The following is a 24974-nucleotide window of genomic DNA, read 5'->3' on the forward strand; positions in this document are numbered from 1 at the left end:
GGGAGAGAGTGACGATGACGGAGGCACGGGGGTCGACGGGTCAGCGTGACGGCGCGGGGGCCCCAGCGACGTTCCGAGCCGCTACTGCGGGTCCGGGCCCTTGGCCACCGGACGGGACTCGTCCGACGACCACTCCGACCACGAACCGACGTACAGCGAGGCCGGGATGCCCGCCACCGCGAGCGCCAGCACCTCGTGCGCCCCGGAGACGCCCGAGCCGCAGTACACGCCCACCTCGGAAGTGCCGGACGCGCCCAGGGAGTTGAAGCGGTCCGCCAGTTCGGCGGCGGGCCTGAAGGTGCCGTCCGCCATGACGTTCTCCGTGGTCGGCGCGGAGACGGCGCCCGGGATGTGGCCGCCCACGCGGTCGATCGGCTCGACGTCACCGCGGTAGCGCTCGGCCGCGCGGGCGTCCAGGAGGAGGCCGGAGCGGGCGAGCGCCGCCGCGGCGTCGGCGTCGAGGAGGTCCGTGGTGTTCGTGACGGGGGCGAACGTTCCCTCGGCCGGGTGCTCGTCCCCCGGCTCCAGCGGCCCGGCCCACGCGGCGAGCCCGCCGTCAAGGACACGCACCGAGGGGTGACCCGTCCAGCGCAGCAGCCACCAGGCGCGTGCCGCGGCCCAGCCCTGACCGCCGTCGTACACGACGACGTCCCGGTCCGCCGAGACCCCGGCCGCCCGCATCACCGCTCCGAAATGCTCCACGTCCGGCAGCGGATGCCGCCCCGCGGAGCCGGCCTTTCCCGCGAGATCGGCGTCGAGGTCGACGAAGACGGCGCCCGGGATGTGCCCTGCCCGGTACTCGGCCCGTCCGTCGAAGGCGGGGGCGCCCGCCGCCTTGGCCATGCTGAGCTGCCAGCGGATGTCGAGCAGCACTGGCGGGTTCTCGCCCGTCAAGTCGCTCGCGAGTTCGGATGCGGAGATGATGGCATTCATAGGCACCATCCTTGCGTACAGGGTGGCCGCATCGCCCCGGTCCGGCTACCCTGCTCCGCCGGACGACCGCCGAACACGCGGCGTACGGACCCGGGCACGCCGTGTGCAGTCGATCGACACCACCGAGCCATCACGCGTCAACGGAAGAGGAACGGCGAACCGGGCATTCTGCGTGCGGAGCCGCGGCATGACGGCGCGGCCGGGACGCGCGGCGACTCAGGTGGTGCGAGCATCTGCACGGGCGGGCACACGCGCGGGATAGGCACGCGCAGTCGACAGCGGAGCCGAGCGGCCACCACGACGGGCCGAGGAGAGAGTGACGATGACGGAGGCACGGGGGTCGACGGGTCAGCGTGACGGCGCGGGGGCCGTCCGCCGCGCGCCCGGCACACCCTGCTGGGTGAGCCTGATGGCGCATGACCTGGCCACGACCCAGGAGTTCTACGGAGCGTTGTTCGGCTGGGAGTTCCGGCCGGGGCCCGAGCAGCTCGGGCCCTATGTGCGGGCGCTGCTCAACGGCCACGAGGTCGCCGGGATCGGCCAGCTGCCGCCCGACCGCCATCTGCCGATCGCCTGGACGCCCTATCTGGCGTCGGACGACGTGGACGCCACCGCCGAGTCGGTGCGGCACTGTTGCGGCACCATCGGCGTCGGCCCGCTGGACGCGGGCCCGGCCGGACGGCTCGCCATCGCCGTCGACCCGGCCGGTGCGGTGTTCGGGATCTGGCAGGCGGCCGAGCATCTGGGCGCCGCGATCGTCGGGGAGCCCGGCGCGCCCGCCTGGAACGAGCTGGTGACACCGGAGACGGCGGGTGTCGTCAAGTTCTACCAAGCCGTGTTCGGCCACGAGGACGAGGCGGTCGTTTCGGCCGACTTCGACTATGTGACGCTCAAGGTCGACGACCGGGCCGTCGCCTCCGTGCACGGCGTGGGCCAGGCCTTGCCGCAGGACCGGGGCGCGCACTGGATGACGTACTTCGAAGTCGCCGATGTGGACGAGTCGGTGGACCGGGTCGTCGAACTCGGCGGCCATGTCATCAACCCCGCACGGGTCGGCACCCATGGCCGGGTGGCGACGGTCGCCGACCCGGAGGGCGCGGTCTTCTCCCTCGTACGGTCGGACGTGCGTCCGGAGTCCTGACTCCGCGAGGTCGCCGCCGTCACCCGGCTCCTGTGGTGACGGCGGCACAGCGCGTTCAGCAACACGCCTTGTCCGCCGTGTGGTTGGTGGCGTGTGCGGGCGACACTCTTGATATTGAAAGTTGCGCACAACAAGCTTGCCGGGCACTTGCTTCCCACCTGTGACGTGGAGACTTGCATGCCCCGCCTGATACCGGACACCCGGCCGCAGCGCGTCCTCGCGGCCTCGAACTTCGTCTACACCATGGGCTACGGCCTCTATCTGACGGCCGGCGTGCTGTATTTCACCCAGGCGGTTCACCTTCCGGCGGGCGAGGTGGGGCTCGGCCTCGCCCTGGCCGGTCTGGTCGCGCTGGCCCTCGGTGTCACGGTCGGTCATCTGGCGGACCGGCACGGGGCGCGCGGCGTCTACGCGGTCACCCTCACGGTCCAAGCACTGGCCACGGCCTGCTTCGTACTGGCCGACACCTTCTGGCTGTTCGCGCTCGCGGTCTGCGCGGCGGCCGGGGCGAGGACGGCAGGAACAGCCGCCCGCTCCCCGCTCATCCGGCACTACGGAGGAGACCGGCCGCAGGAATTCCGGGCCTATCTCCGTGCGGTGACCAACCTCGGCATCTCCCTCGGCGCCCTGCTCGCGGGCTGGGTGGTTCAGGTCGGCACGCTCACCGCGTATCAACTGATGGTCGCCGGCAACGCGTTCGCCTTCGTGGTCGCCGCCGCGATCCTGCTCCGCCTCCCGGCGGTCGCACCGGTACCCACCGTGTCCGGCCCCCGCTGGATCGCCCTCCGCGACCGGCCCTACCTGCTGCTCTCCGCCCTCGACGGCATGATGGCCGTCCAGTTCAAGGTGCTCACCGTGGGCATCCCGCTCTGGCTCGTCGGTGCCACCACCGCACCGCACTGGCTCATCTCGGGCACGATTCTCACCAGCACCTTCATCGTCATCGTCTTCCAGGTGCGCGCGAGCCGCAGCATCGATTCCCCGGCGGCCGGCGGAAACGCCTACCGCAGGGCAGGCGTGGCCTTTCTCGTCTCCTGCTCGCTGATCTCACTGGCCGCCGGCATACCGGCGTGGGCCGCCGCGGCACTCCTCATCACCGCGGCGGTGATCCACACCATCGGTGAACTCTGGTACTCCGCCGCGGGATTCGAGGTGTCCTTCGCCCTCGCCCCGCGACACGCCACCGGCCAGTACCTGGGCGTGTTCGGCCTGGGCGCGGCACTGGCCGATGCCATCGGACCGGCTCTTCTCATCTCGCTGTGCATCACCTGGGGGCGCCCCGGGTGGTACGTCGTGGGAGCGCTGTTCGCCCTGACAGGCCTGGCAGTTCCCTTCGCCGTCCGCTGGGCGCAGCGCCGGCAGGACACCTGGAAGCCGGAGCCCGAACCTACGGAGAACGCGGCGGCCACCTGACCGACAGGCCGTGCACACGGCTCAGTTGGCGACCAGGCGCACGGTGGCGTGCGCCGGTCCGTTCACCGTGATCGAACGCAGCGGCTCCACTTCTCCGGCCGGTTCGATGGCGGCGACCAGTTCCGCGAGTGCCTCCAGGAGCATCCGCATCTGGTGGCGGGCCATGGTGCTTCCGATGCAGACATGCTCGCCCGTGCCCAGGGCCAGATGGCGATTGGGCTGTCGGCCGAGGTCGAACCGGTCAGGGTCGGTGAACACCGACTCGTCCCGGTTGGCCGAGGGGATCCACAGCACGACCCGGTCCCCGGCGGCGATGCGCCGCCCCCGGACGACCGTGTCCGCCGTGGCCGTCCGCATGCTGTGCGTGGCGCTGCTCGTCCACCGCAGCACCTCCTCCGCCGCGGTCCTGACGAACTCGCCGTCCCGCGCCCCCACCAGCCGCTGCCACTGCCGCGGATGCGCGACGAGGGCGAGGATCCCCGCGGCCATCGACAGACCCGCGTTCTCCGACGCCCCGACGAGGTTCTCGACGCCCAGCAGGATCTCGGTCTCGGACAGCAGGTCGTCGTGCACCTCGTTGTTGACGAACATGCCCATCGCGTCGTCCGCGGGCGTCTCCATCCGCGCGTACATCATGTCGATGAAATAGCGCATCAACGGGACGTGGCTGGTGAGGGGTTTGCCGGACTCGAACGCCTCCGTGCTCCATGTCAGCAGCTGCTCGCGGTCGTCCGGCGGCACGCCGAGCAGCCGGGAGATGTTGTAGCTGGAGAGCCGGGCTCCGATGTCGTGGACCACGTCGCAGGTGCCCGACGCGATGGCGCGGGTCACCACCGAGCGGATCTCGGCGCGCATCTCGTCCGCCAGGGAACGGGCGCACCGTTCGGTGAACCGGTCGGCCACCTGCCCGCGCAGGGCACGGTGCCTGGGCGGATCGGTCAGGGCCATGGTCAGACCGCTGCCGGGGTCCTCCCCCAGAGCCGTCGGCCGCAGCAGGACGCCCTGCGCCGAGCTGAAGACGGCCGGGTTCTGGTAGGCGTGCCGGACGTCCTCGTACCGGGTGAGGGACCAGAAGCCCGGCAGGTCGCCCGGTTCGTGCCAGTGGACCGGGGCGTGCTGTCGCATCCAGCGCCACAGCCGGTGCACCTCCCCGGAGGCGTGCAGGTCCGGGTCGATGAGGTCGGCAGGGCCGTACGTGGATGTGGATACGGTCACGACGCAGCTCCCGCGGCGATCAGGGCAAGACGGTCATGGAAACCCTTGAGCAGGGTCAGTGCGGTGGCTTCGGTGACGGCGGCACGCCGGTACGAGAGCACCGCGTCGAGGGCGCCGTCCTCGTCCGGCCACACCTCGAGGTGCAGCTCCAGGGGTAGGGCCGCGTACGGCTGGCGCAGATGCGTGGCGGTGACGCCGGGCAGGCCGAGCCGGGGCGGAGGGTTGTCCTGGAGAGCGAAGAGGGACTGAAACACCGGTGGCCGCCCGGGAGTTGCCGGTGTGAGGCCCTGCGCGACGGTGGTGAAGGGTACGTCGCTGCGGCCGAAGGCCTGGTGGACCAGACGGCCGGTCTCCCGGATGCCGTCCGCGCCGCCGCCCACCGCGGCGCCGCGCAGGCGCACCGGCACCATGTTGATCAGGCAGCCGATGGCCCGCTCGAGCTCCGGGACGGTGCGCTCGGCGACGGGCACGCCCACCGCGAAGTCCCGCTGCCCGCTGACTTCGGCCAGGGTGTCTGCCCAGGCCGAGAGGAGCACCACGAAACGGCTCACGCCGAGCGCCGCGCCCTGTGCGTCGAGGCGGGCCGTCACGGCCGCGGGAACGGTCACGTCGAGGTGTGCGGTCCCGGTCGCTTCGGGGCCGGAGGGCCGTTCGGGCCAGTGGATCTGGGGGACGTCCTTGAGCTCCTCCCGGATGCGCTCCGTCCGCCCCGTCGCGTCCGTCACGGCCGTGGCCGCCGTCGTCAACCGGGCCCGTTCGGAGAGGGTGGGCGGGGCGTTGCGCGGCTCGCGCCCGGCGTAGGCATCGGAGAGGTCATGTGCCAGTACGGATTCCGAGCGGCCGTCGAAGGCGATGTGGTGGACGAGCAGCCCGAACAGCCGGCCCCGCGTCTCGGTCACCGGCACCAGCGCGGTGCGCCACAGGTCGGCGTCCTGAGGTTCGAGGGGCTCGTCGAAGAGCTGCCGCAGGGCGCCGAGCGCATCGTCGACCGTCGGCTGGGCTTCCAGGAGTTCCAGGGGCGGGGCCGGGATGTCGGTGACCTCGGCGTGCGGCCGGGGGTCCACCTGGAAGGCCGTACGCAGCACCTCGTGCCGTTCGTGGACGGCGGCTACGGCCGCCTCCAGGGCGTCCTGGTCCAGCGGGCCGTCCAGATGCCAGGTCATCAGGCAGTATCCGGACCGGTCCTGCGGCGCCGTCAGATGGCGGGTGAGGAAGACCAACTCCATGGCGGTGAGCGGGATATGACCGGTGGGCGGCGCCGCCGCGCCATCCGTGTGCCGCGCCGACCGCAGCCAGGATCCCAGGCTTTCGGCCGACGACTGCTCGTACAAGACCGACAGTGGTACGAGGCACCCCGCCCGCCTGCCGATCCGCGTGCAGGCACGAGCGGCCTGCAGCGAGGAGCCGCCCAAGGCGAAGAAGGGCGTGTGCGGTGGCACGGTCCGGCTGCCAAGGCCCAGCACGGCGGTGAACTCCTCGGCGACCAGACGGACGAGCGGGTCGCCGATGGGGTGGTGGTCGTTCTCGTCGGGCGCCTCGGGTGCACGTGCGAGGAGGGCACGGTCGTCCAGCTTGCCGGTGCCGGTCAACGGGAAGGATTCGACGAAGACCACGGCGACGGGGCGTTGGTACGCGGGCAGGTGGTCGGTGAGGATCGCCGATACGTCCGGCGGCGAACCGCCGGGCCGGCTCGGCACGCAGAAGGCCAACAGCTCGTGGCCGCCGTCGAGTTCACTGCGGCGCGGGACCACCCGGCACTCGGCCACGTACGGGACCAGGTGCTCGATCTGCCACTCCACCTCGGCCGGTTCGACGCGGTTGCCCCGGATCTTCACCTGCCGGTCGATCCGCCCGCGGTACTCGAAGATCCCGTTCTCGTCCCGGGTGCCCAGGTCGCCGGTGCCGTACAGCCGGACCTGCTCGCCGTCGATGTATACGTCCGTGAACTTCTCGGCGGTCAGGGCCGGTTCACCGAGGTAGCCGTGAGCCAGGCCGTCGCCCGCGACGCAGATCTCCCCCGGCTCCCCGGGCGCGCAGCGACGGCCGCCCCGAAGGACGAAGACGGAGGTGCCGGGCACCGGTCGGCCCAGCGGGATGCCGCTGGGCCGGGTGCAGTCCGCGGCGGTGATGCGGTGGGTGGTGGCGAACACCGTGCTCTCGACAGGGCCGTAGCCGTTGATCAGGGCCGTGTCGGGGAACTGATCGAGGAAGCGGCCGACGTGCCGCGCGGAGAGACGCTCACCGCCGATCATGAGCTGGGACAGGCCGCTCAGCGCCGTCAGGTCCTCGTCGACGATCAGGTTGAACAGGCTGCTGGTCAGCCACGCCGTGTTCACTCCGTGGCCGGCGACCATCGCGCGCAGGGCCTCGGCCGTCAGGAACGGCTCGTCGATCAAGACGCAGGTGCCGCCGTTGTACAGCGCGGCCCAGAGCTCGAGGGAGAACGCGTCCCAAGGCAGCGCCGCCGCAAGGGGGATGACCGTATCCCGGTCGAAACGCGCGAAGGTGCCTTCGCGGAAGAGCCGTGCGGTTGCCCGGTGCGGGGTGACCACCCCTTTGGGGCGCCCCGTGGTGCCCGAGGTGAAGAACACCGAGCATGCGTCGGAGCCCTGCACTGCCACTGTGGGGCGGGGGGAGCCCTCCCTCTTGTCGCCCTCCCTCTTGTCGCCCTCCCTCTTGTCGCCTTCGGTCGGCGTCCACAGCGGTGCGGACAACTCGACCGCCGTGCCCGGACGGGCGATGACGAGGGGCGGCCGGAGCTGGTCGACCACGGCATCGAGACGCGTGAGTGGCCAGTCGGGGTCGAGCAGCGCGTAGGCGGCACCGAGTTTGAGCACGGCAAGGAGACCGACGACCAGGTCGACGGAGCGCGGCAGCAGAATCGGGACGAGATGCCCCTGTTCGACACCGGCGGCGGCGAGCTGGCGGGCCCATTCCTCGGCGCGGGCGTCCAATTCGCCGTAGGAAACCCGTGCGTCCGGGGCCAGGAGGGCCATGTGCCCCGGCCGGGAGCGGGCCTGTGCGGCGAAGACGTCGTGCAGTCCTTCCCCCGGTGAATCCCCGGCAACTTCTGCGGCCCCCGCGGCATTCGACTGCGGCACGTCGGCTCCCTTCGGAATCCGGGACAATAAAGGGGGTTGGATCACAACCTCAGGAGCGTATGACGGTGCCACGCCTGACGGCTTCCTGTCAGCCTCCCTTTTCGTAAAGGGAGTTGAGCCTGACTTTCGTTCGCGAATGCGATGGCGGACGGAACCTCTTTCGATCCCGCTTCTGGTCCCTCTTCCGGTCGCTCTTCCGGTCCCTCTTCCGGTCCTCTTCCGGTCCTCTTCCGGTCCTCTTCCAGTCCCTCTTTCACGGACGGTGAACTGTGCCATGATCCCAGGGCGGCCCGAGGAAACACTGACGGCCGCTCAACTCACGCGCCATCAGCGCGACATCGGACGAAATTTCCGTTTCCAACGGGAAGATGGGGGACGTTGTGACGAGTCGGGATCGTTCCTTGGATATCGCCGTCACCGGCATTGCGGCGCGATTCCCCGGCCCCCGTGACATCGATGCCTGGTGGGATTCCCAGCTCCGCGGGAGCGTGCACAGCAAGCGGTACACGCAGGCGGAGCTGCTCGCCGCGGGAGTGCCCGCCGCATTGGCCGCCGACCCGGACTACGTACCCGTACGCGGCCATCTCGACGACTGGGACCGCTTCGACCACGACTTCTTCCAGATTCGCAGGCGCGAGGCCGAACTGATGGACCCGCAGCACCGCTGGATGCTGGAGGTGGCCTGGAACGCGCTCGGGGACGCGGGTGTCGTGCCCCGCGACGACACGGCGGCGACCAGCGTCTACGCGTCCATGACGGGCAGCGGCTATATGCGCGCGATGGTCCGCGGCGGACACTCCGATCCGGGCCTGCTCGACGATCTGATCCACGGCACCGAGCCGGACTTCATGGCGAGCCGCGTCGCGTACAAACTCGGGCTGAAGGGACCGGCGTTCGCCGTGCAGACGGCGTGCTCGTCCTCGCTGGTGGCCGTCCATCTGGCGGTGCAGGCGCTGCTCGGCGGCGACTGCGACCAGGCCCTGGTGGTGGGGGCCGGGTTCGGCTACCCCCAGGCGGGATACCTGCACACACCGGGCGGCGTGCTGTCCGCCGCGGGTGCCTGCCGGGCGTTCGACCGGGACGCGGACGGGGTGATCGCCGGGTCCGGTGCGGGCGCCGTGGTGCTGCGCCGGCTTGCGGACATCACCGAGGACGACCCTGAGCCGTACGGAGTCATCCTGGGTTCCGCGATCAACAACGACGGGAACGCAAAGGCCGGTTACTACGCACCGTCGTCCGCGGGGCAGGAGCGTGTCATCGGCGCCGCACTGGGCGCGGCCGAGGTCGACGGCGGGTCCATCGGCTATCTGGAGGCCCACGGCACCGGCACCCGGATCGGCGATCCGATCGAGTGGGCGGCGGCGGGTGCCGCGCTGAGCAGGGCGGGAGCCCGGCCGGGCAGTGTGGCGGTAGGTGCCTTGAAGGCCAGCGTCGGCCATCTCGACGCTGCCGCGGGGGTTGCCGCGCTGATCCGAGCGCTGCTCGTGGTGCGCAGCGGCGTCATCCCGCCCGTCGCGGGATTCACCGAGCGCAATCCGCTCCTCGAGACCGAGGGCTGCCCGCTGTACATACCCACCGAGGCCGCCCCGTGGGCCGGGGAGCTGCCGCGGCGTGCGGGGGTGAGCGCGTTCGGCATCGGCGGCACCAACGCGCACGTCGTGATCGAGGAGGCACCGCGGCGGGAACCGGCTGCCCGGGAGGCGGAGGCGCTGCGCGCACCGACCGCCCGGGAGGCGCAGGCGCTGCGCGCACCGACCGCCCAGGAGACACAGGTCCCGGCGCGTGAACCGGCCACACTGGAGATGCAGGCCCCGCCACGTGAACCGGCCGCCCTGGAAACACACGTGCCCACGCCCGAACCCGCCGCCCAAGAGACACAAGCCCCGGCGCCCGAACCGGCCGCCCCGCAGACGCAGGCACCCTCGCCCGAACCGGCCGCCCAGGAAACGCACACACCCACGACCAAACCCACCGCCCAGGAGCGCGAGCGCCTAGTCCTCCTGTCCGCGGCCGAACCCGAGGCCCTCGACCGCATGGCCGGCGATCTGGCCGCCCATCTCAAGTCCCACGCCCCGGATCTCGGCGAGGTCTGCGGCACCCTGGCCAACGGCCGCCTCGCTCTGGGCGAGCGCCTGGCCATGACCGGCCGGACGAGTGCCGAGGTCGCCGAGCGCCTCGCCGCCAGGTCCGGGGTGTCCCGGGGCACCGCGCCGGTGACCGGCCCTGCCCCGGTGGTCTTCCTCTTCCCCGGCGGGGGCGCCCAACGCCCGGGCATGGCCGAGCCCTTCACCGCCCTCCCCGGGTTCCGCCGGGCGCTCGACCGGTGCCTCGCGGCCTTCGCCTCCCCGTTGGCGGAGCGGATCCGGCAGGCGCTGTTCGACCGGGAATTCCCCGCCGCCGAGCTGAATCGGCCCGCGCTTGCGCAGCCGGCCCTCTTCGCCGTCGGCCACGCGGCGGCGACAGCGCTCCAGGAGCTGGGGGTGCGGCCGGCCGCGGTCTGCGGCCACAGCTCCGGCGAGATCGCCGCGGCCGCTGTCGCCGGGGTCTTCGGCCTTCAGGACGCGGCCGCGTTCATCACGGCACGCGGCCGGGCCATGCAGGACTGCCCGGAGGGCGCGATGCTGGCCATCGGGGCCGACGTGAAGCAGGCCCTCGCACTCGCCGAGGAGTGGGGTCTTGGGCTCGACGTGGCCGCGGTCAACGGCGCTGACTCCTGCGTCCTCAGCGGGCCGGTCGACGAAGTGGACGCCTATCTGCGGCGCCTCGGCGACACCTTCTTCGTACGGCGCCTGCGCTACAGCCACGCGGGCCACTCCCGGCTGATCGAACCCGCGCTGCCCGCGCTCGCCGAGGCGATGGCCCGGATCGAGCTCCGGCCGGCAACGCTGCCGATCGCGCTCAACGTCTCCGGCCGGGTCGCCGCGGCCGGCACCGAACTCCCACGCGACACCTTTGTCACGCAGGTCCGGCGCTCCGTGCTGTTCGGCGCCGCCCTCGACTCGCTGGCCGCGCACCTGCCGGGCGCCCTCGCCGTGGAGATCGGTCCCGGGCGTCCCCTCTCGCCGATGGCGGAGGCGGCCGGTATCCCCGCGGTCGCCCTGGACCAGGCCAAGGACGCGCCGGGGTCCGCGGCGCTCAGTGGCGTCGGCGCCCTGTGGACCCTGGGGCAGCCGGTCGTGCTGGACGGCCTGACCGGCGAGGGCCGCAGGGCCAGGCTGCCCGGCTACCCCTTCGCGGGACCTTCCTCGGTGGCCCCGGAAGCGCTCGCCCCGCCCGCGACGGAACCGAGCCAGTCCCCGGCCGCCGCCGGGCCGCTGCCAAAGGAACCGGAACCCGAGACCCCGACCCCGGCCACGGCCCCAGCCCCGGTCGATTCGTCGGAGGGAGTGACCCGGATCTGGGCGGAGCTGCTCGGCCGTGGCGACGTCCCTGCGGACGCCAACTTCTTCGCAGAGGGCGGCGACTCCCTGCTGATCACCCGGCTCATCCGCCGGGTCAACAGCGAGTTCGGAATCCGCGTCCCGGTGCGCGAGATGCTGGCCCAGAAGACGCTGAGCGGGCATATCGCGGTGGTCCGCCGGACCCGTGGCGAAGCGGAGGCGGCGCCGACTCACGCCTCTTGACGAGCCGAAAGCACCTTTGACCTGCCGGTCGGGCGAATACGACAGCAACGCCCCACAACACGGATTCCTCAACTCCGTTTCAGCTAAGGCCACATGACGCGAACCACCGAAATGGCTTCCAACCAGGACAACCAACTACCGTCTCGCACAGGTCCATTGCGCCGGCCAATCCGCCCTTCTATGATCACAGCACCACGGCGCGGCCACTGGTGACGGCAGAGACCGCACATTCCTTTCCTGAATCCGGACCGAGCAATTGACGAACTCACACCACGGAGTTCGTTTGCGTAGCGGTAGTGAACCCTGCTGAAGCGCATAAACTGCGAACAAGCCCCAGGGATACCGCTGATAGCTTTGGGGAGCTCTTCTTCATGTTGGCGATTGCCTCGGCAGCCGGTGAACAACTGCCAGAAGTCCCGTTCGTTCCCGTACACGAAACGGTGGCCCGGCTGGCCGCCGATCACCCCGCGGCAATCGCTGTGCGCTGCGGCGACATCGCCGTCACCTACGGCGAACTGATCGCCTGGGCGCGGCCGTTGTCCCACCGCCTCGCCGCGGCCGGGGTCGGCACCGGAGACCGGGTCGCCCTCCTCGCCGAACCGTCCGCCGCGATGATCGCGTCCGTGCTCGGCATTCTCGGCGCGGGCGCCGCGTACGTACCCATCGATCTGGCCCAGCCGGACGCCCGGCTCGCCACGATCCTCCACGACGCGCAAGTGAAGGCCGTCGTGACGACGGAACACACACGCCCCCGGACGGCCGGCTCCCAGCTGCCCGTCGTGACGGTCGCGGACGCCCCGGACACCGCGCCCTGCGACTCCTCCAACTCCTCCAAATCCTTCAACTCCTTTGCCGCCGCGGCCGGTCCGGCGGATCCGGCCTACCTCATCTACACCTCGGGCAGTACGGGCGAGCCCAAGGGTGTCGTCGTCGAGCACCGCAATCTCGCCGCGTCGACGCAGGCCCGCCTCATGGTCTACCCGGGGACCCCGACCTTCCTGCTGCTGTCCCCGCTGGCCTTCGACTCGTCGGTCGCCGGCCTCTGGGGGACGCTCCTCGCCGGTGGTTGCCTTGTCGTGGCGACCGCGGACGAACTGCGCGACACCGAACAGCTCGTCTCCCTGGTCAGCCGCCACCGCGTGGACCGCACCCTGTGCGTGCCCACGCTGTACGGTCCGCTGCTCGACGCCGCCGAACGCACCGGGACAGCGCCGCTGGCCTCGCTGCGGCAGGTGATCGTTGCGGGCGAGGCCCTGCCGCAGACGCTGGCCGACCGGCACTTCGCGGTGCACTCCTCCGCGGTGGACCTGTTCAACGAGTACGGTCCGACCGAGGCGACCGTGTGGGCCGCCTTCCACCGCTTCACCGGCATCGAACCGGTCAGCATCGGCGGCCCCGTCCCGGGTGCCCGGCTCTACGTACTCGATGACGAGCTGCAACCCGTACCGCTCGGCGACAAGGGCGAGTTGTTCATCGGCGGGGCCGGGGTGGCGCGCGGCTACCTCGGCCGTCCCGAGGCCACGGCGGCGGCCTTCCTCGACGACCCCTTCGCCGCCGAACCCGGCGCGCGCATGTACCGGACCGGCGACATCGTGCGCTGGAACGCGGAGCGCCGGCTGGAGTTCATCGGCCGCAAGGACGACCAGATCAAGGTGCGCGGCCACCGCGTGGAGGCCGGTGCGGTCGAGTCGACGCTGCGCCTGCTGGCCGACGTCGACGAGGCGGTCGTGCTGCCCGACGCACAGGGAACGGGTCTGATCGGCTTCGTCGCCTCGGCGCAGGACGCGGACCCGCTCGCGCTGCGCCGCGCCCTCGCGGAGAAGCTGCCCCCGGCGATGGTGCCCGGCGAACTGCGGGTGCTGCCGCAGCTGCCGCGCAACCTCAACGGCAAACTCGACCGCGCGCTGCTGCGGACGCTCTCCGCAGAGCCGCCGGCCACCCGGCCCACGACCACGACCACATCCACATCCATATCCACATCCACATCCACAACCGTCGCGGGTGATCCGCTCACCGCCCAGGTGACGGCCGCCTGGTCGGAGGTGCTCGGCGCGCCCATGGTGCCGCTGGACATCAACTTCTTCGATCTCGGCGGCCATTCGCTGGCCATGTTCAAGCTGCAGGACGCGCTGGAGCGGCACTGCGGGCTGCGGCCGTCGATCGTCACCCTGTTCCAGGAGACCACCGTGTCGGCACAGGCCACGCTCATCCGCACCCTTCGTGAGCAGGGGGAGGAAGCGGGGCCATCGACCTCCGCCGAGGCCGCCCGCAGAGCCCGTACGGCCAGACTTCGCCGCCAGCGCGCACGCAAGGGAGCCGCCCAGTGACCACGGAACCCGCGCGCTGGCTGGTGTGCGACACCCCCAGGTCCGACGCGCCCATCCGTCTGGTGTGCTTCCCGCACGCCGGGGGTTCGGCCGCCTTCTACCGCACCTGGGGCCAGTCGCTGACCGATGTCGAGGTGCACGCCGTCCAGTACCCGGGGCGCGCCGACCGGTTCGACGAGGAGCCTTCGGACGACCTGGTCCGCCTCGCCGCCGACATCGCCGACGCGCTGGAGCCGCTGGCGGATCTGCCGCTGGCCTTCTTCGGGCACAGCCTGGGCGCTCCCATAGCCCTGGAGACGGCACGCGCGCTGCAGCGCCGGGGCATCCACATCAAGCACCTGTTCGCCTCGGGCTCCCGCGACGCCCCGCTGCCCCACCTCTCCGGGCCCGAGGAAGACCCGGACCAACTACTCAAAGACCTGGTCAGGATGGGCGGCACCGACGCGGAGATGGCGGCCGACCCGATCTTCCAGGAGGTGGTCATGCCGTATCTGCTCGCCGACGGCCGCATGTTCCACAGCTACGACATGGCGCCCGATCCGGTGCTCCGGTGTCCGGTCACCACCATCGTCGGCGACCAGGACGACGACACGGACCTCCGCCCGTGGAGCGCGTTGACCACGATGCCCGTCCAGCAGGTCGACGTCCCCGGGAACCACTTCTACCTCATCGCCGACCCGCCGTACTCCCTGCTGCGGGAGACCCTCTCCGTCCCGCGCCCCGGCTCTCCCTGACCACGGACGTCCACCCAGGGTCTGCCGCGCCCGACCGGGTGGAAGACTGTCCGAACGCGCTGGGGGATCACGGGACTTGGGGGACACCGGATGCTGGGGCAACTGCGTGAGACGTCGCCGCGCGCCGTCGGACCGTATGTGACGCTGGCCCGGCTGGGGGCGGGTGGCATGGGCGAGGTCTTCCTGGCCCGCCCGGAGCGGCTTGTCATCGGATACGGCCCGGCTGACCTCGTGGCCGTAAAGGTGATCCGCAACGAGGTGGCCCGGGACGCGGACTATCTGCGGCGCTTCGCGCGGGAGGCGGCCGTCGCCGCGTCGGTGACCAGTCCGTACGTGGCGCGCCTGACGGACAGCGAGGTGGCGGAGGAACTGCCGTGGCTGGCCACGGAGTTCGCGGTCGGGCCGACGCTGGCCCAGGCGGTGGGGCGGCACGGTCCGCTGCCGCTCGAGGCGCTCGCCCGGCTCGGCGATGGCATGGCCCGCGCACTGGTGGCGGTGCATGCCGCGGGCGCGACGCACCGCGACCTGAAGCCGGCGAACGTGCTCCTCGGCGCGGACGGGCCGCGGCTGATCGACTTCGGCGTGGCCCGGACCCGTACGGCCACGACCCTGACGTCGACAGGACGCATGGTCGGCACCCCCGCCTACATGTCGCCGGAGCACATCGCCGGTGGCCGGCACGTGGTGGCGGCCTCCGATGTGTTCTGCCTTGCCTCGGTCCTGGCGTACGCGGCGACGGGCCGGGACCGGTTCGGGGACGGGCCGATCGCCGCGGTGCTGTTCCGGGTGGCGGACGCCGATGCCCGACTCGACGATCTGCCCACCGAGTTGGCACAGCTGGTCGCGGAGTGTCTGGCGAAGGACCCGGCCTCGCGGCCGACCGCGGACGATCTCGTGGAGCGGTTCGCCGCGCTGCGTGCCGCGCTCGCCGATGGGGGCAGCGGCGAGCAGGGGAAGGCCGACGAGGGGAAAAGCGCCGGGGCGGGCTGGCCTGCCCCCGTGGCCCAGGACATCGCGGACGGGCGCCGCGACGTCATGGCGCTGTGCGCGACGGGCGCACCGCTGCTGCCCCTGCCGCGCACCCCCACCGCCCAAGAGCCGCCCGTCGGACAGCCGCTCGGCGCGGGCACCCTGGCCCCGCACCAGTTCCCGACACAGGGCCCCACGCCGCCGACACCGCCCGCACCGGCGGCACCCCGCCGGCGGGGCCGACTCCGGGCGACGGCCGTGATCGCCGCGGTGGCCGTCGCAGGGGCAGGCGTGGGCGCGTACCTGGCATTGCGCGGCCCGGACGGCGAAGGAAGCAGCGGCAGGGACGGATCCAACGGCGGCGCTGCCGCACCAGCCCCGACCCCGTCCACGACCCTGACACCCGCCCAGCTCATCGCACAGGCAGGAGTCGACGGCTCCGGCACGGTGGACCGCAGCGGGTACGTACCGCAGTTCCCCGCGCAACGGGCCCCCGGCTGGAAGCCCTGGCGGGGACGGCTGGGTGCGGCGCGCATGAACTGCGCCGCGGACACACGGGCCATCGTGTGCCTGCTGACCAACGGCACGTACGAGGCGGTGTCCACGGCCGACGGGCGCAGGCTGTGGAAGTCCGGCAGCCCGCCCGACTCCGAGGACGGCCTTTCCGAGGCCTATCTGGGGCCGGGCAGCGGCACGCTGTTCATGCCGGGCGACCGGCTGACCCCCCAAGTGCGGGGCGGACACGCCCTGATCGCGTCGGACGGCGAACTGCAACTGCGCGACTCGCGCACCGGCGGCCTGGAGTGGCGGGCCCGACCACCGTCAGGCCGGGGCGAATTCAGCGCCCAGCCGCTCCTGACCGCCGACACGGTCGTCGCCACCGTGGAGGGCAAGGCCCTCAGCGATGAACCGAAGGGCGCCTCACTGCGCGCGTACGACATCACCGACGGCAGCACCCGGTGGGACGTGACCCTCGACGAGAGCGACCAGCCAAGCGAGGCCGAAGAGGGCAGGTACGCGGCCGAAGCTTTGGTCGGCGGCGTGGTGTACGCGCGCACCCCCGACGGAATCGTCGCGGTCGACGTCCGCAAGGGAGACGTCATCGGCCGCGCGTCCCCGACGACGGCCTCCGGCTGCCGCACCGTGTCCTCGGGCGGCGGCACGATCCAGTGCGACGGCACGGTGACCGAAGGGCCGGGCCGGCAAGGGGAGGAGGTCGCGGTCCGCGTCGACCGCTACGCGCCTCGCACCCTTGCGCCCAAGGGCCACTACTCGTACCGGCTCGACCAGAAGACCACCCCTGTCGATTTCAAGGTCACGGCGACCGGCCGCGCGTACTCCATCGCCCGGCGCAGCGACGACTTCAACGACACCGGCGACATCGTCCTGACCGATCTGCGCACCGGCAAGCAGACGCAGACCCTGAAGTCCCCCGTGAACGGCCCGAGCGTGTCCGCCCCGCTCCTGGTCGACGGGCGCGCCGTGTTCGCCGACAACCATTCCCTGTACGTGGCACGCCTGGACGCCGAGAAGGGGCGCCTCGGCAAGCCGCGGGCCGCCCCGCTGCCGGGTGCGCCCGGCGACCGCAGCGAACCCCAGGACGACGGGAACGGCACCGTCATCCGCGAGCAGCTCCGGCCGCCACAGATCCTGATGCTGGGCGGCGTGGCCCACGTGGTCTTCGACCAGGGCGCGATCTCGTCGGTGAGGCTGCCGTGAGCGATCCGCGTACCCGGCCACGTGCCCGTCCGCGTACCCGAGACGAGGAGTCGCCGTGCTGACACCCTGGCAGGGACCGATCCGGCGCGTCGGCCCGTACCGGCTCATCGGCCGGATCGGCGCGGGCGGCATGGGCGAGGTGTTCCTGGGCCGCCGGGAGGTCGCGGGCGGAGTGGTGGCGGGACCGCTCCTCGCGGTGAAGACCGTGAAGGCTCTGGCGGACGAGATCGCGGAGACCGACACCGGGGGCGGCGCCGGCGTCGACTTCCGGGCCCGCTTCCGCCGCGAGATCGACGCGGCGCGCGCGGTGACAGGTCCGTACACCGCCGCGCTCCTCGACGGCGACGCCGACGCCCGACTCCCCTGGCTGGCAACGGAGTACGTCGCCGGGCCCGCCCTCTCCGACGCGGTGGCCGCCTGTGGGCCGCTGCCGGTGCCCGCCGTACGCCTCCTGGGTGCGGGGCTCGCTCGGGCGCTGGGCGCGGTGCACGGCGCGCGCATCCTGCACCGCGACCTCAAGCCCGGCAATGTGCTGCTCACCGCCGACGGACCACGTCTGATCGACTTCGGCATCGCGCAGGCCTTCGACGCGACGGCGCTCACCGCGACGGGCCTGCTGATCGGCACGCCGGGCTATATGTCCCCCGAGCACCTGACCGGCAGCACCGCGCTGGTGCCCGCCTCGGACGTGTTCTGCCTCGGCGCGGTGCTGTGCTTCGCCGCGACAGGCCGCGGCCCCTTCGACGACGAGGAACCGGCGTCGGTCCTGTACCGCATCGCCTCCGGCACGGCGGACCTGTCGGAGCTGCCGCCCCTGCTGCACGACGTGGTCTCACGCTGCCTACTCGCCGACCCGGCGGCGCGCCCGACGGCCGCGGATCTGGCGGCGGAGCTTTCCGCGGCCGCTCCTACCGCACCGCGCTGGCCCGCCCCCTATCTCTCGCTGCTCGCCGCTCACCACGAAGCCGTCGAACGATGCGAACAGGCGGCGGGCACCGTCCCGTTGGAGCAGGCCGCGACCTCCGCGGCAGCCCCCGCGCCCGCCGTCCTCGTGCCGCCGTCGCCGACGGCGGCCGCCCGGCGCCCCGTGCCACCGCCACCGTCTGCGGCACCGCCCCGCACGCGGCGCCGGTGGCCGTGGATCGCGGGAGCCGCGGCCCTGGTCACCGCGCTCACCGCCACGCTGGCCGTGCTGCTCCCCGGCGACGGCGCACGCGATCCGGCCGCCCCGCCCGCGGCGAAGGACAAGCCCGAGCCGAAGCGGGCAGGGCCGCTGGCCGTGCCGGACGCCGACGCCGCGCACAGCGGCGAGTTCACCGCCGCGGCGCTCGACACGAAACGGCGCCCTGACGGCTGGCGCCCCTGGGCCAAGAGCGTCAAGGGACAGGGAAAGACCGGCGGTTGCACCGCCGGGGCCGGGCTGCTCGTCTGCGGCGACGGTCACGGCGCGGCCCGCGCCCTCGATCTGGCCACCGGCAAGGAGAAATGGCGTACGGAGGGTTTCGACGAGAGCCGGACGAAGGACGCCAACTTCCCGGAGACTCCGCCGGGCGATCCCGCCATCGCCCCCGTCACGGACGGCACGTTCTTCTTCGTGCCCGCACAGGCCGGCGTCAGCGCCGTGGACGCGGCGACGGGCCTGGTCAAGTGGCAGTACCAGCGGATGAGTTACACGGGCATGCGCGCGCTCACCTACGCGGACGGCCGACTGTTCGTCGCGCACGTCGACGACCAGGCGTCCTCCGAGGCCGAACTCATCGAGGTGCAGGCCCTGCGCGCGAGGGACGGCGCTCAGGAGTGGTCGGGCTACCTTCCCGCCGCGACCGGCCCCTTGGTGGTCCACGACAAGAAGCTGTTCCTGCCGCTGACCGACGGCTCGGTGGCCACCCTGGACACCGCCGAAGGCGTGCCCGAGCCGCGCATCCGCGACGACGTCGACTGCTCCGGCCTGCTCGCGCACGACGACTCGCTGCTGTGCTGGTCGACCCGGCGGCACGGCATCTCGGTCCTCGACCCGACGACGCTCGCCACCCGCCGTACCCTGGCGCCCAAGGTCGCTCCCGCCGCCCCGCCGGTGGCCGGCGACCGCGGCATCCTCGTCGTCTGGGATAAGGACGAACGCCTCAAGGGCTTCAACTTGCGCACGGGCAAGCGCCGTTGGGACCGCCCCGCCCCGTCCGCGACCGGTGGCCTCGCGCTCGCCGGTGGCCGCGTCATCGCCGTGGGGCGCCAAGAGATACGTACGCTCGACATCTCCGACGGATCCACCTCCGGGTCCGTACGCCTGCCGACGCCCGCGGGACCGCGCCTGAGCGGCGGACCGCTGGCCGAGCCGCTCTGCCTGGGCGGCGTCCTCTACCTCACGACGCAGAGCGGATTCACGGGCTCGATCGCCGCACCGGTCAGCCGGAACTGACCGGCAGCACATCGGGCGACAGCGCCGCCGCCCGCGCCGCGGCGCTCGTCATCCGCCTGCGATGATGCCGCCGGCACAGCACCTCGTAGCCGACCTCCGCGGCAGGCCGGTCCACGTCCCCCACCACCACCTGCTCGCCCTCGACCACCATCTCCCCGTCCAGCGTGCGCGCGTTGTGCGTGGCCCGCGCCCCGCACCAGCACATCGCCTCGACCTGCAGCGTCTCGATGCGGTCGGCCAGTTCGATCAGCCGCTGCGAACCCGGGAACAGCTTGGTGCGGAAGTCGGTCGTGATCCCGAACGCGAAGACATCCAGCTCCAAGTCGTCCACCACCCGGGCCAGTTGATCGATCTGCTCCGGCGCAAGGAACTGCGCCTCGTCCAGGATCACGTAATCCACCCGCGCACCGTGCGACATCTGCTCCACCAGATAGCCGTACAGATCCATCCCCGGAGCCGCCTCCACCGCTTCCGTCACCAGCCCCAACCGCGACGAAAGCTTCCCCTCTCCCGCCCGGTCGTCCCGCGTGAAGATCACACCCTGCAGGCCCCGCGCCGACCGGTTGTGTCCGATCTGCAGAGCCAGGGTGCTCTTTCCGCAGTCCATCGTTCCGGAGAAGAACACCAGCTCGGGCATGGGGAGTTGAGGCCTTTCGAGGCGTACGGAGTGAAGGGGCGGGTCGGTCAGGAGCGTACTTCGAGCAGCGGGACGAGCTGCTCGACGGGGGTCATGGAGCCGTGCATGCCCACCAGGGCGGACTCCTTCGGCTCCCTCTGGGTGGCGATGATCGCCACGTCGTCGTGGGCCGCCGCGATGACGTCACCGATGCGCCCGTACACCCGCTCGTCGCAGACGCCGGGCGCGCCGAACCAGCCCGCCGCGATCGCCTCGTCGCGGCTCGCCACCCAGAACTGCTCGCCGAGCACCTCGCGCCAGACGGTCAGTACGTCGTTCTCGGCGCCCGGCACCGCGTACACATGGCGCGCCCGGCCCTCGCCGCCGAGGAGGGCCACGCCCGCGCGCAGCTCCCAGTCCTCGTCGAAGTCGATGCGGGACTGCTCGTCGAAGGGGATGTCGACCATGCCGTGGTCGGCGGTGACGTACAGGGCGCTGCGCGCCGGTAGTTGCTCGGCCAGGCGCTGGACCAGGCGGTCGACGTACATGAGCTGGCCGCGCCAGGCGTCGGAGTCGACACCGAAGCGGTGACCCTTGCCGTCCACTTCCGCGTAGTACGTGTAGACCAAGGAGCGGTCACCGGCGGCCAGTTGCTCGGCGGCGAGGTCCATGCGGTCCTCTCCGGAGAGCCGGCCGCGGAAGCTGCCGCCGCTCAGGGCGATCTTGGTGAGCGGGGTGTTCTCGAAGGTCGGCGACGAGACCTGGGCGGTGTGCACGCCCGCCGCGTGGGCCTGCTGGAACACCGTGGGGTACGGCTGCCACTTGCGCGGGTCCGTCCAGGGGTGCCAGCGCAGCTGGTTCATCAGCTCGCCGGTGGCGGGGTTGCGGGCGGTGTAGCCGGGCAGGCCGTGCGCGGCGGGCGGCAGGCCCGTGCCGACCGACGCCAGGGAGGTGGCGGTGGTCGCGGGGAACCCGGCGGTGATCGGGCGTCCCGTGCCGCCACGGGAGGAACTGATGAGCGAGGCCATGAAGGGGGCCTCTTCGGGGTGGGCGACGAGCTGCTGCCAGCCGAGGCCGTCGATCAAAAAGACGCAGTTCCGGTCGGCCGGGGCGAGCTCGCCGATGACGGGCGCGAAGCCCTCCACACCCTGGTGGGCGACCAGGGTGGGCAGCAGATCGGCGAGCGAGCCCGTGCCGTACTCGGGCAGGGGCGCGGTGTCGAGGGCGAGCGGCTGTACGTCGTCCCAGGCGGGCAGGGACATCAGCGCGTGGTGTCCGCGGTCGCCTCGGACAGGGCCTGGGCGAAGGCCAGGGTCTGGCGCACGGCGTCCGGACCGTCACCGGCCTCGCTGACCCGCAGGCTCAGGTCGTCGGCGGTCGAGCTGCCCGTGTAGCCGTGGTCCGCCTCGCAGTTGGGGTCGCCGCAGGCGGCGGGCTCCAGGTCGAGGCGCGATACGGCGCCCCAGCCGATGGTCAGAACGACCTCGCGGGGCAGCGACCCCGGCACGTACTTCTCCGGGTTGGCGACGACGCGGCTGACGACGACCGACGAGATCCGGCCGATCTTCACGGACTCCGTGGAGGTCGTCGCGTACGGCGTCGGCGATGTGCTGTCCGCCGCCTGCTCGTCCGTGTGGCTGACGATGAAGCGCGTACCGGTCAGGACGAGCACGGTCACATGCCGGCGCACTTCGTTCGCGTCGAACGTGGTCTCCTGGTGGACCAGGTACGACCCGATGGGCTCGCCGCCGATCGCGGCCTCCACCGCCTCGGCCACGAGGGCCGGGTAGTAGCCGCTGCGCTCGATCGCCGCGCGCAGCCCCTGGGTCGTCGTACCGGTCTTTGCCATGCCGTCCATCCTACGACCCGCCGGAGGGCGCACGGTGCCCCAGTGGCCGCGTCAGTACCCGGGAAGCGTGCGCGGGCCGAGGTCGCTGCGCACGGGCGGCGGTGCCAGCCGGACGGACGCGCCGAGCACGGAGAGGCCGCGCTGGGCGACGACCACGGGCTCCAGGGTGACGGCGACCACTTCGGGGTGATCGTCCACGAGCCGGGACACCCGCTGCAGGAGCTCCTCCAGGGCCGGGGTGTCCACGGGCGCCGAGCCGCGCCAGCCGAACAGGAGCGGGGCGGTCCTGATGGATCTGACCAGGGAGCCCGCGTCACGGTCGGTGACCGGGATCAGGCGGTGCGCGGTGTCGCCGAGCAGCTCGGACGCGGCGCCGGCGAGTCCGAACGAGAGCACCGCTCCGGCCGCCGGGTCGATGACCGCGCGGACGACGGTGTCCACTCCGCGCGGCACCATGCCCTGGACGACCGGCCGCAGCTCGGCGGGCCTGCCGAAGGCCTCGGTCAATTCGCGGTACGCCCGGCGCAGTTGCTCCTCGTCCGCGAGGTCGAGCCGCACACCGCCGAGGTCGGCGCGGTGCCTCAGGTGCGGGGCGGTGGTCTTCAGGGCCACGGGGTAGCCGAGCGTGCGGGCGGCGGCCACGGCCGCGTCCGGATCCGGCGCGGGCAGCGCCTCGCGTACGACGATGCCGTACCGCCCGAGCAGTTCATGGGCGTCGGCCGGGGCGAGGGTGGCACCGCGCGGGTCCTCGTCCTTGGCGAGCAGCTCGGCGATGCGGCCGGCGGCCCCGCTCTCGTCGATGTCGTCGTACTCGTGCACCTTCCCGGGCTCAGCGGCCTCGCGCCGCCACTGCGCGTACTTGACGGCTTCGGCAAGGGCCCGAACGGCACGCTCGGCGGCGGGGTAGGCGGGGATGCGGTACTGCTCCGCTACCGGCGCCTCCGCTGTGGGCAGGCGTTCCGCAGGGCGGAACGGGTGGGCACAGCCCTCACCGCCGGGTGCCGAACCAGGGGCGCCAGGGCGAGTCCGGGCGGCAGCGGCCAACGCCTCGGCGAGCCCGCCGAGCTCTACGTGGACCACGGCTACCGGCTTCGCGGGGCACCCAACCGTCGCAGCGCGCAGCGCAGTGGCCAGCTCCTCACCCTCGGGTGACCCCGTGACCCCGTCCTCCCCCACCCAGGGAATCGCGGTGACGATCACGGCATCGCAGGACTCGTCCGACAAGGCATCAGCCAGCGCGGCGCGGAAGTCCGCCGGGGTCGCCCCCGTAGTCAGATCCACCGGCGGCAACGGCCGCAGCCCGTCGGCGACGCAGGCATCGTACGTAAGCAGCCCCAGCGACTCGGAGTTCCCGAGAATCGCCACCCGCGGCCCGGAGGGCAACGGCTGCCCCGCGAGCAACAGCCCCGCGTCGACCATCTCCGTGACGGTGTCGACCCGGATCACGCCCGCCTGCCGCAGCAGCGCCGACACCGTGGCGTGCGGCAGCCGCGTCGCCTGCACCGCGTGCCCCGTGGGCGCGATCCCGCTGTGCCGGGCACCCTGCACCACGACCAGCGGCTTCGCGGTCGCGGCGCGGCGCGCGAGGCGGGTGAACTTGCGCGGGTTGCCGATGGATTCGAGGTACATCAGGGCGACATCGGTGTCGGGGTCCTCGTACCAGTACTGAAGGACGTCGTTCCCGGACACGTCCGCGCGGTTCCCGGATCCGACGAACGTCGCAAGGCCTGCGCCCCGCCGGTGCAGCCCGGACAGCAGGGCGATGCCGATCGCGCCGGACTGGGTGAACAGGCCGATCCGGCCGCGCTCGGGGGGATGCGGGGCCAGCGAGGCGTTGAGCCGCACCTCCGGGGACGTGTTGATGACCCCGAAGGCGTTCGGGCCGAGGATGCGCATGCCGTACGACCGCGCCTGCCGCACCAGCCCCCGCTGCCGCTCACGCCCCTCGGCGCCGCTCTCCGCGTACCCGGCGGAGATCACGACGAGGCCGAGCACCCCGCGCTCACCGCAGTCGGCGACGGCCTGCGGCACCCGCTCGGCGGGCACGGTGACGACGGCGAGCTCGACGGGCTCGTCGATGTCGAGGACGGAGCGGTACGCGGGCACCCCGTCGACCTCGGTGCCCTCCTCGAAGGCGGTGTTCACCGCGTACAGGCGCCCCGTGAAGCCCGCGTCGCGCAGATTGCGCAGCACGCTGCGCCCCACGCCGCCGGGCGTGCGGCCGACGCCGATCACGGCGACCGAGCCCGGTGTGAGCAGCCGCTGCACGGACCGGGCCTCGGCGCGCTGCTCACGGGCGCGCTGCACGGCGAGCGAGCGGTCGGTCGGCTCCAGATCGAATTCGAGGCGTACGACACCGTCCTCGAAGCTGCGCTTCTGCTGGTAGCCCGCGTCCGTGAACACCTTGATCATCTTGGTGTTGGCGGGCAGCACCTCGGCGGCGAAGCGGCGGATGCCGCGCTCCCTGGCGACGGCCGCGATGTGTTCGAGGAGAGTCGAGGCCACGCCCCGGCCCTGGTGGGCGTCCTGCACGAGGAAGGCGACCTCCGCCTCGTCGGCGGGCGCGCTCGCGGACATGCCGCGCTCGTCGATGCGGTCGAAGCGCACGGTGGCGATGAACTCGCCGCCCACCGTGGCCGCGAGGCCCACCCGGTCCACCTGGTCGTGATGGGTGAAGCGGTGCACGTCCTTGGCGGAAAGGCGGGGGTAGGGGGCGAAGAAGCGGTAGTACTTCGACTCGTCCGAGACCTGTTCGTAGAAGCTGACCAGGCGGTCCGCGTCCTCGGCCGTGATGGGCCTGATCCGGGCGGTTCCCCCGTCGCGGAGCACGACGTCGGCTTCCCAGTGGGAGGGGTATGCGTGCCGGTCCGACGGGGTCTGCATGGGGCCAGGGTACGACGTACGGTCGTTGGAGCACG

At 72.3% G+C, this 24974-nt stretch carries 14 protein-coding genes; 7 read left to right on the forward strand and 7 right to left on the reverse strand.

Going from position 1 to position 24974, the window contains the following annotated elements; genetic code table 11:
• Positions 1 to 81 precede the first annotated feature (81 nt).
• Positions 82 to 933: a sulfurtransferase gene (locus ACFWY6_RS15745; protein ID WP_384689889.1), complete on the reverse strand. Its 852-nt coding sequence runs from the start codon at positions 931 to 933 to the stop codon at positions 82 to 84.
• A gap of 322 nt (positions 934 to 1255) precedes the next feature.
• Between ACFWY6_RS15745 and ACFWY6_RS15750 the strand changes: the two genes are divergently transcribed.
• Entirely contained in the window at positions 1256 to 2074 is an 819-nt protein-coding gene (locus ACFWY6_RS15750) for a VOC family protein (protein ID WP_384689892.1), read from the forward strand.
• 177 nt (positions 2075 to 2251) lie between these two features.
• Positions 2252 to 3487 (forward strand): MFS transporter, encoded by a 1236-nt coding sequence (locus ACFWY6_RS15755; RefSeq protein WP_384689895.1) that lies wholly within the window; start codon positions 2252 to 2254, stop codon positions 3485 to 3487.
• A 21-nt stretch (positions 3488 to 3508) separates the two neighbouring features.
• On the opposite strand, the gene ACFWY6_RS15760 is transcribed toward ACFWY6_RS15755, so the two are convergent.
• Together ACFWY6_RS15760 and ACFWY6_RS15765 are read right to left on the reverse strand one after the other, a co-directional pair.
• Positions 3509 to 4702 carry a cytochrome P450 gene (locus ACFWY6_RS15760; RefSeq protein WP_384689899.1) on the reverse strand — a complete coding sequence of 398 codons (1194 nt, stop codon included), beginning with the start codon at positions 4700 to 4702 and terminating at the stop codon, positions 3509 to 3511.
• On the reverse strand, positions 4699 to 7803 hold the full coding sequence (locus tag ACFWY6_RS15765; RefSeq protein ID WP_384689902.1) for an amino acid adenylation domain-containing protein: 3105 nt from the start codon (positions 7801 to 7803) through the stop codon (positions 4699 to 4701). The genes ACFWY6_RS15760 and ACFWY6_RS15765 overlap by 4 nt, the downstream gene beginning before the upstream one ends.
• Before the next feature lie 368 nt (positions 7804 to 8171).
• Here ACFWY6_RS15765 and ACFWY6_RS15770 point away from each other — a divergent pair, with 368 nt between their 5' ends.
• The 5 genes from ACFWY6_RS15770 (at position 8172) to ACFWY6_RS15790 (ending at position 19591) form a co-directional block, all read left to right on the forward strand.
• Positions 8172 to 11426 (forward strand): beta-ketoacyl synthase N-terminal-like domain-containing protein, encoded by a 3255-nt coding sequence (locus ACFWY6_RS15770; protein WP_384689905.1) that lies wholly within the window; start codon positions 8172 to 8174, stop codon positions 11424 to 11426.
• A gap of 371 nt (positions 11427 to 11797) precedes the next feature.
• Positions 11798 to 13753, forward strand: a complete 1956-nt coding sequence (locus tag ACFWY6_RS15775; protein WP_384689908.1) for a non-ribosomal peptide synthetase — start codon at positions 11798 to 11800, stop codon at positions 13751 to 13753.
• Positions 13750 to 14487 carry a thioesterase II family protein gene (locus ACFWY6_RS15780; RefSeq protein ID WP_384689911.1) on the forward strand — a complete coding sequence of 246 codons (738 nt, stop codon included), beginning with the start codon at positions 13750 to 13752 and terminating at the stop codon, positions 14485 to 14487. Before ACFWY6_RS15775 ends, ACFWY6_RS15780 begins: the two co-directional genes overlap by 4 nt.
• A 90-nt stretch (positions 14488 to 14577) precedes the next feature.
• Positions 14578 to 17175: a protein kinase gene (locus ACFWY6_RS15785; protein ID WP_384689914.1), complete on the forward strand. Its 2598-nt coding sequence runs from the start codon at positions 14578 to 14580 to the stop codon at positions 17173 to 17175.
• Positions 17176 to 17230: 55 nt separating this feature from the next.
• Positions 17231 to 19591 (forward strand): PQQ-binding-like beta-propeller repeat protein, encoded by a 2361-nt coding sequence (locus ACFWY6_RS15790; RefSeq protein WP_384689917.1) that lies wholly within the window; start codon positions 17231 to 17233, stop codon positions 19589 to 19591.
• On the opposite strand, the gene ACFWY6_RS15795 is transcribed toward ACFWY6_RS15790, so the two are convergent.
• The 4 genes from ACFWY6_RS15795 to ACFWY6_RS15810 are packed head-to-tail and all read right to left on the reverse strand — an operon-like array spanning position 19578 to position 24939.
• Complete coding sequence (locus ACFWY6_RS15795; protein WP_384689920.1) at positions 19578 to 20228, reverse strand: thymidine kinase; 651 nt, start codon at positions 20226 to 20228, stop codon at positions 19578 to 19580. The two genes, ACFWY6_RS15790 and ACFWY6_RS15795, sit on opposite strands and share 14 nt — an antisense overlap.
• 47 nt (positions 20229 to 20275) lie before the next feature.
• Positions 20276 to 21469 (reverse strand): alkaline phosphatase family protein, encoded by a 1194-nt coding sequence (locus ACFWY6_RS15800; protein ID WP_384689924.1) that lies wholly within the window; start codon positions 21467 to 21469, stop codon positions 20276 to 20278.
• Entirely contained in the window at positions 21469 to 22065 is a 597-nt protein-coding gene (locus ACFWY6_RS15805; RefSeq protein WP_135331050.1) for a DUF5998 family protein, read from the reverse strand. Before ACFWY6_RS15805 ends, ACFWY6_RS15800 begins: the two co-directional genes overlap by 1 nt.
• A gap of 42 nt (positions 22066 to 22107) precedes the next feature.
• Positions 22108 to 24939 (reverse strand): GNAT family N-acetyltransferase, encoded by a 2832-nt coding sequence (locus ACFWY6_RS15810; protein WP_384689927.1) that lies wholly within the window; start codon positions 24937 to 24939, stop codon positions 22108 to 22110.
• Positions 24940 to 24974 lie beyond the last annotated feature (35 nt).

Source organism: Streptomyces sp. NPDC059037 (assembly GCF_042740015.1).
Taxonomy (GTDB): domain Bacteria; phylum Actinomycetota; class Actinomycetes; order Streptomycetales; family Streptomycetaceae; genus Streptomyces.

Coding starts and splice junctions, on each gene's coding strand:
- ACFWY6_RS15745 (WP_384689889.1), bottom strand. CDS start 933: ATGAATGCCATCATCTCCGCATCCGAACTCGCGAGCGACTTGACGGGC.
- ACFWY6_RS15750 (WP_384689892.1), top strand. CDS start 1,256: ATGACGGAGGCACGGGGGTCGACGGGTCAGCGTGACGGCGCGGGGGCC.
- ACFWY6_RS15755 (WP_384689895.1), top strand. CDS start 2,252: ATGCCCCGCCTGATACCGGACACCCGGCCGCAGCGCGTCCTCGCGGCC.
- ACFWY6_RS15770 (WP_384689905.1), top strand. CDS start 8,172: ATGGGGGACGTTGTGACGAGTCGGGATCGTTCCTTGGATATCGCCGTC.
- ACFWY6_RS15775 (WP_384689908.1), top strand. CDS start 11,798: ATGTTGGCGATTGCCTCGGCAGCCGGTGAACAACTGCCAGAAGTCCCG.
- ACFWY6_RS15785 (WP_384689914.1), top strand. CDS start 14,578: ATGCTGGGGCAACTGCGTGAGACGTCGCCGCGCGCCGTCGGACCGTAT.
- ACFWY6_RS15795 (WP_384689920.1), bottom strand. CDS start 20,228: ATGCCCGAGCTGGTGTTCTTCTCCGGAACGATGGACTGCGGAAAGAGC.
- ACFWY6_RS15800 (WP_384689924.1), bottom strand. CDS start 21,469: ATGTCCCTGCCCGCCTGGGACGACGTACAGCCGCTCGCCCTCGACACC.
- ACFWY6_RS15805 (WP_135331050.1), bottom strand. CDS start 22,065: ATGGACGGCATGGCAAAGACCGGTACGACGACCCAGGGGCTGCGCGCG.
- ACFWY6_RS15810 (WP_384689927.1), bottom strand. CDS start 24,939: ATGCAGACCCCGTCGGACCGGCACGCATACCCCTCCCACTGGGAAGCC.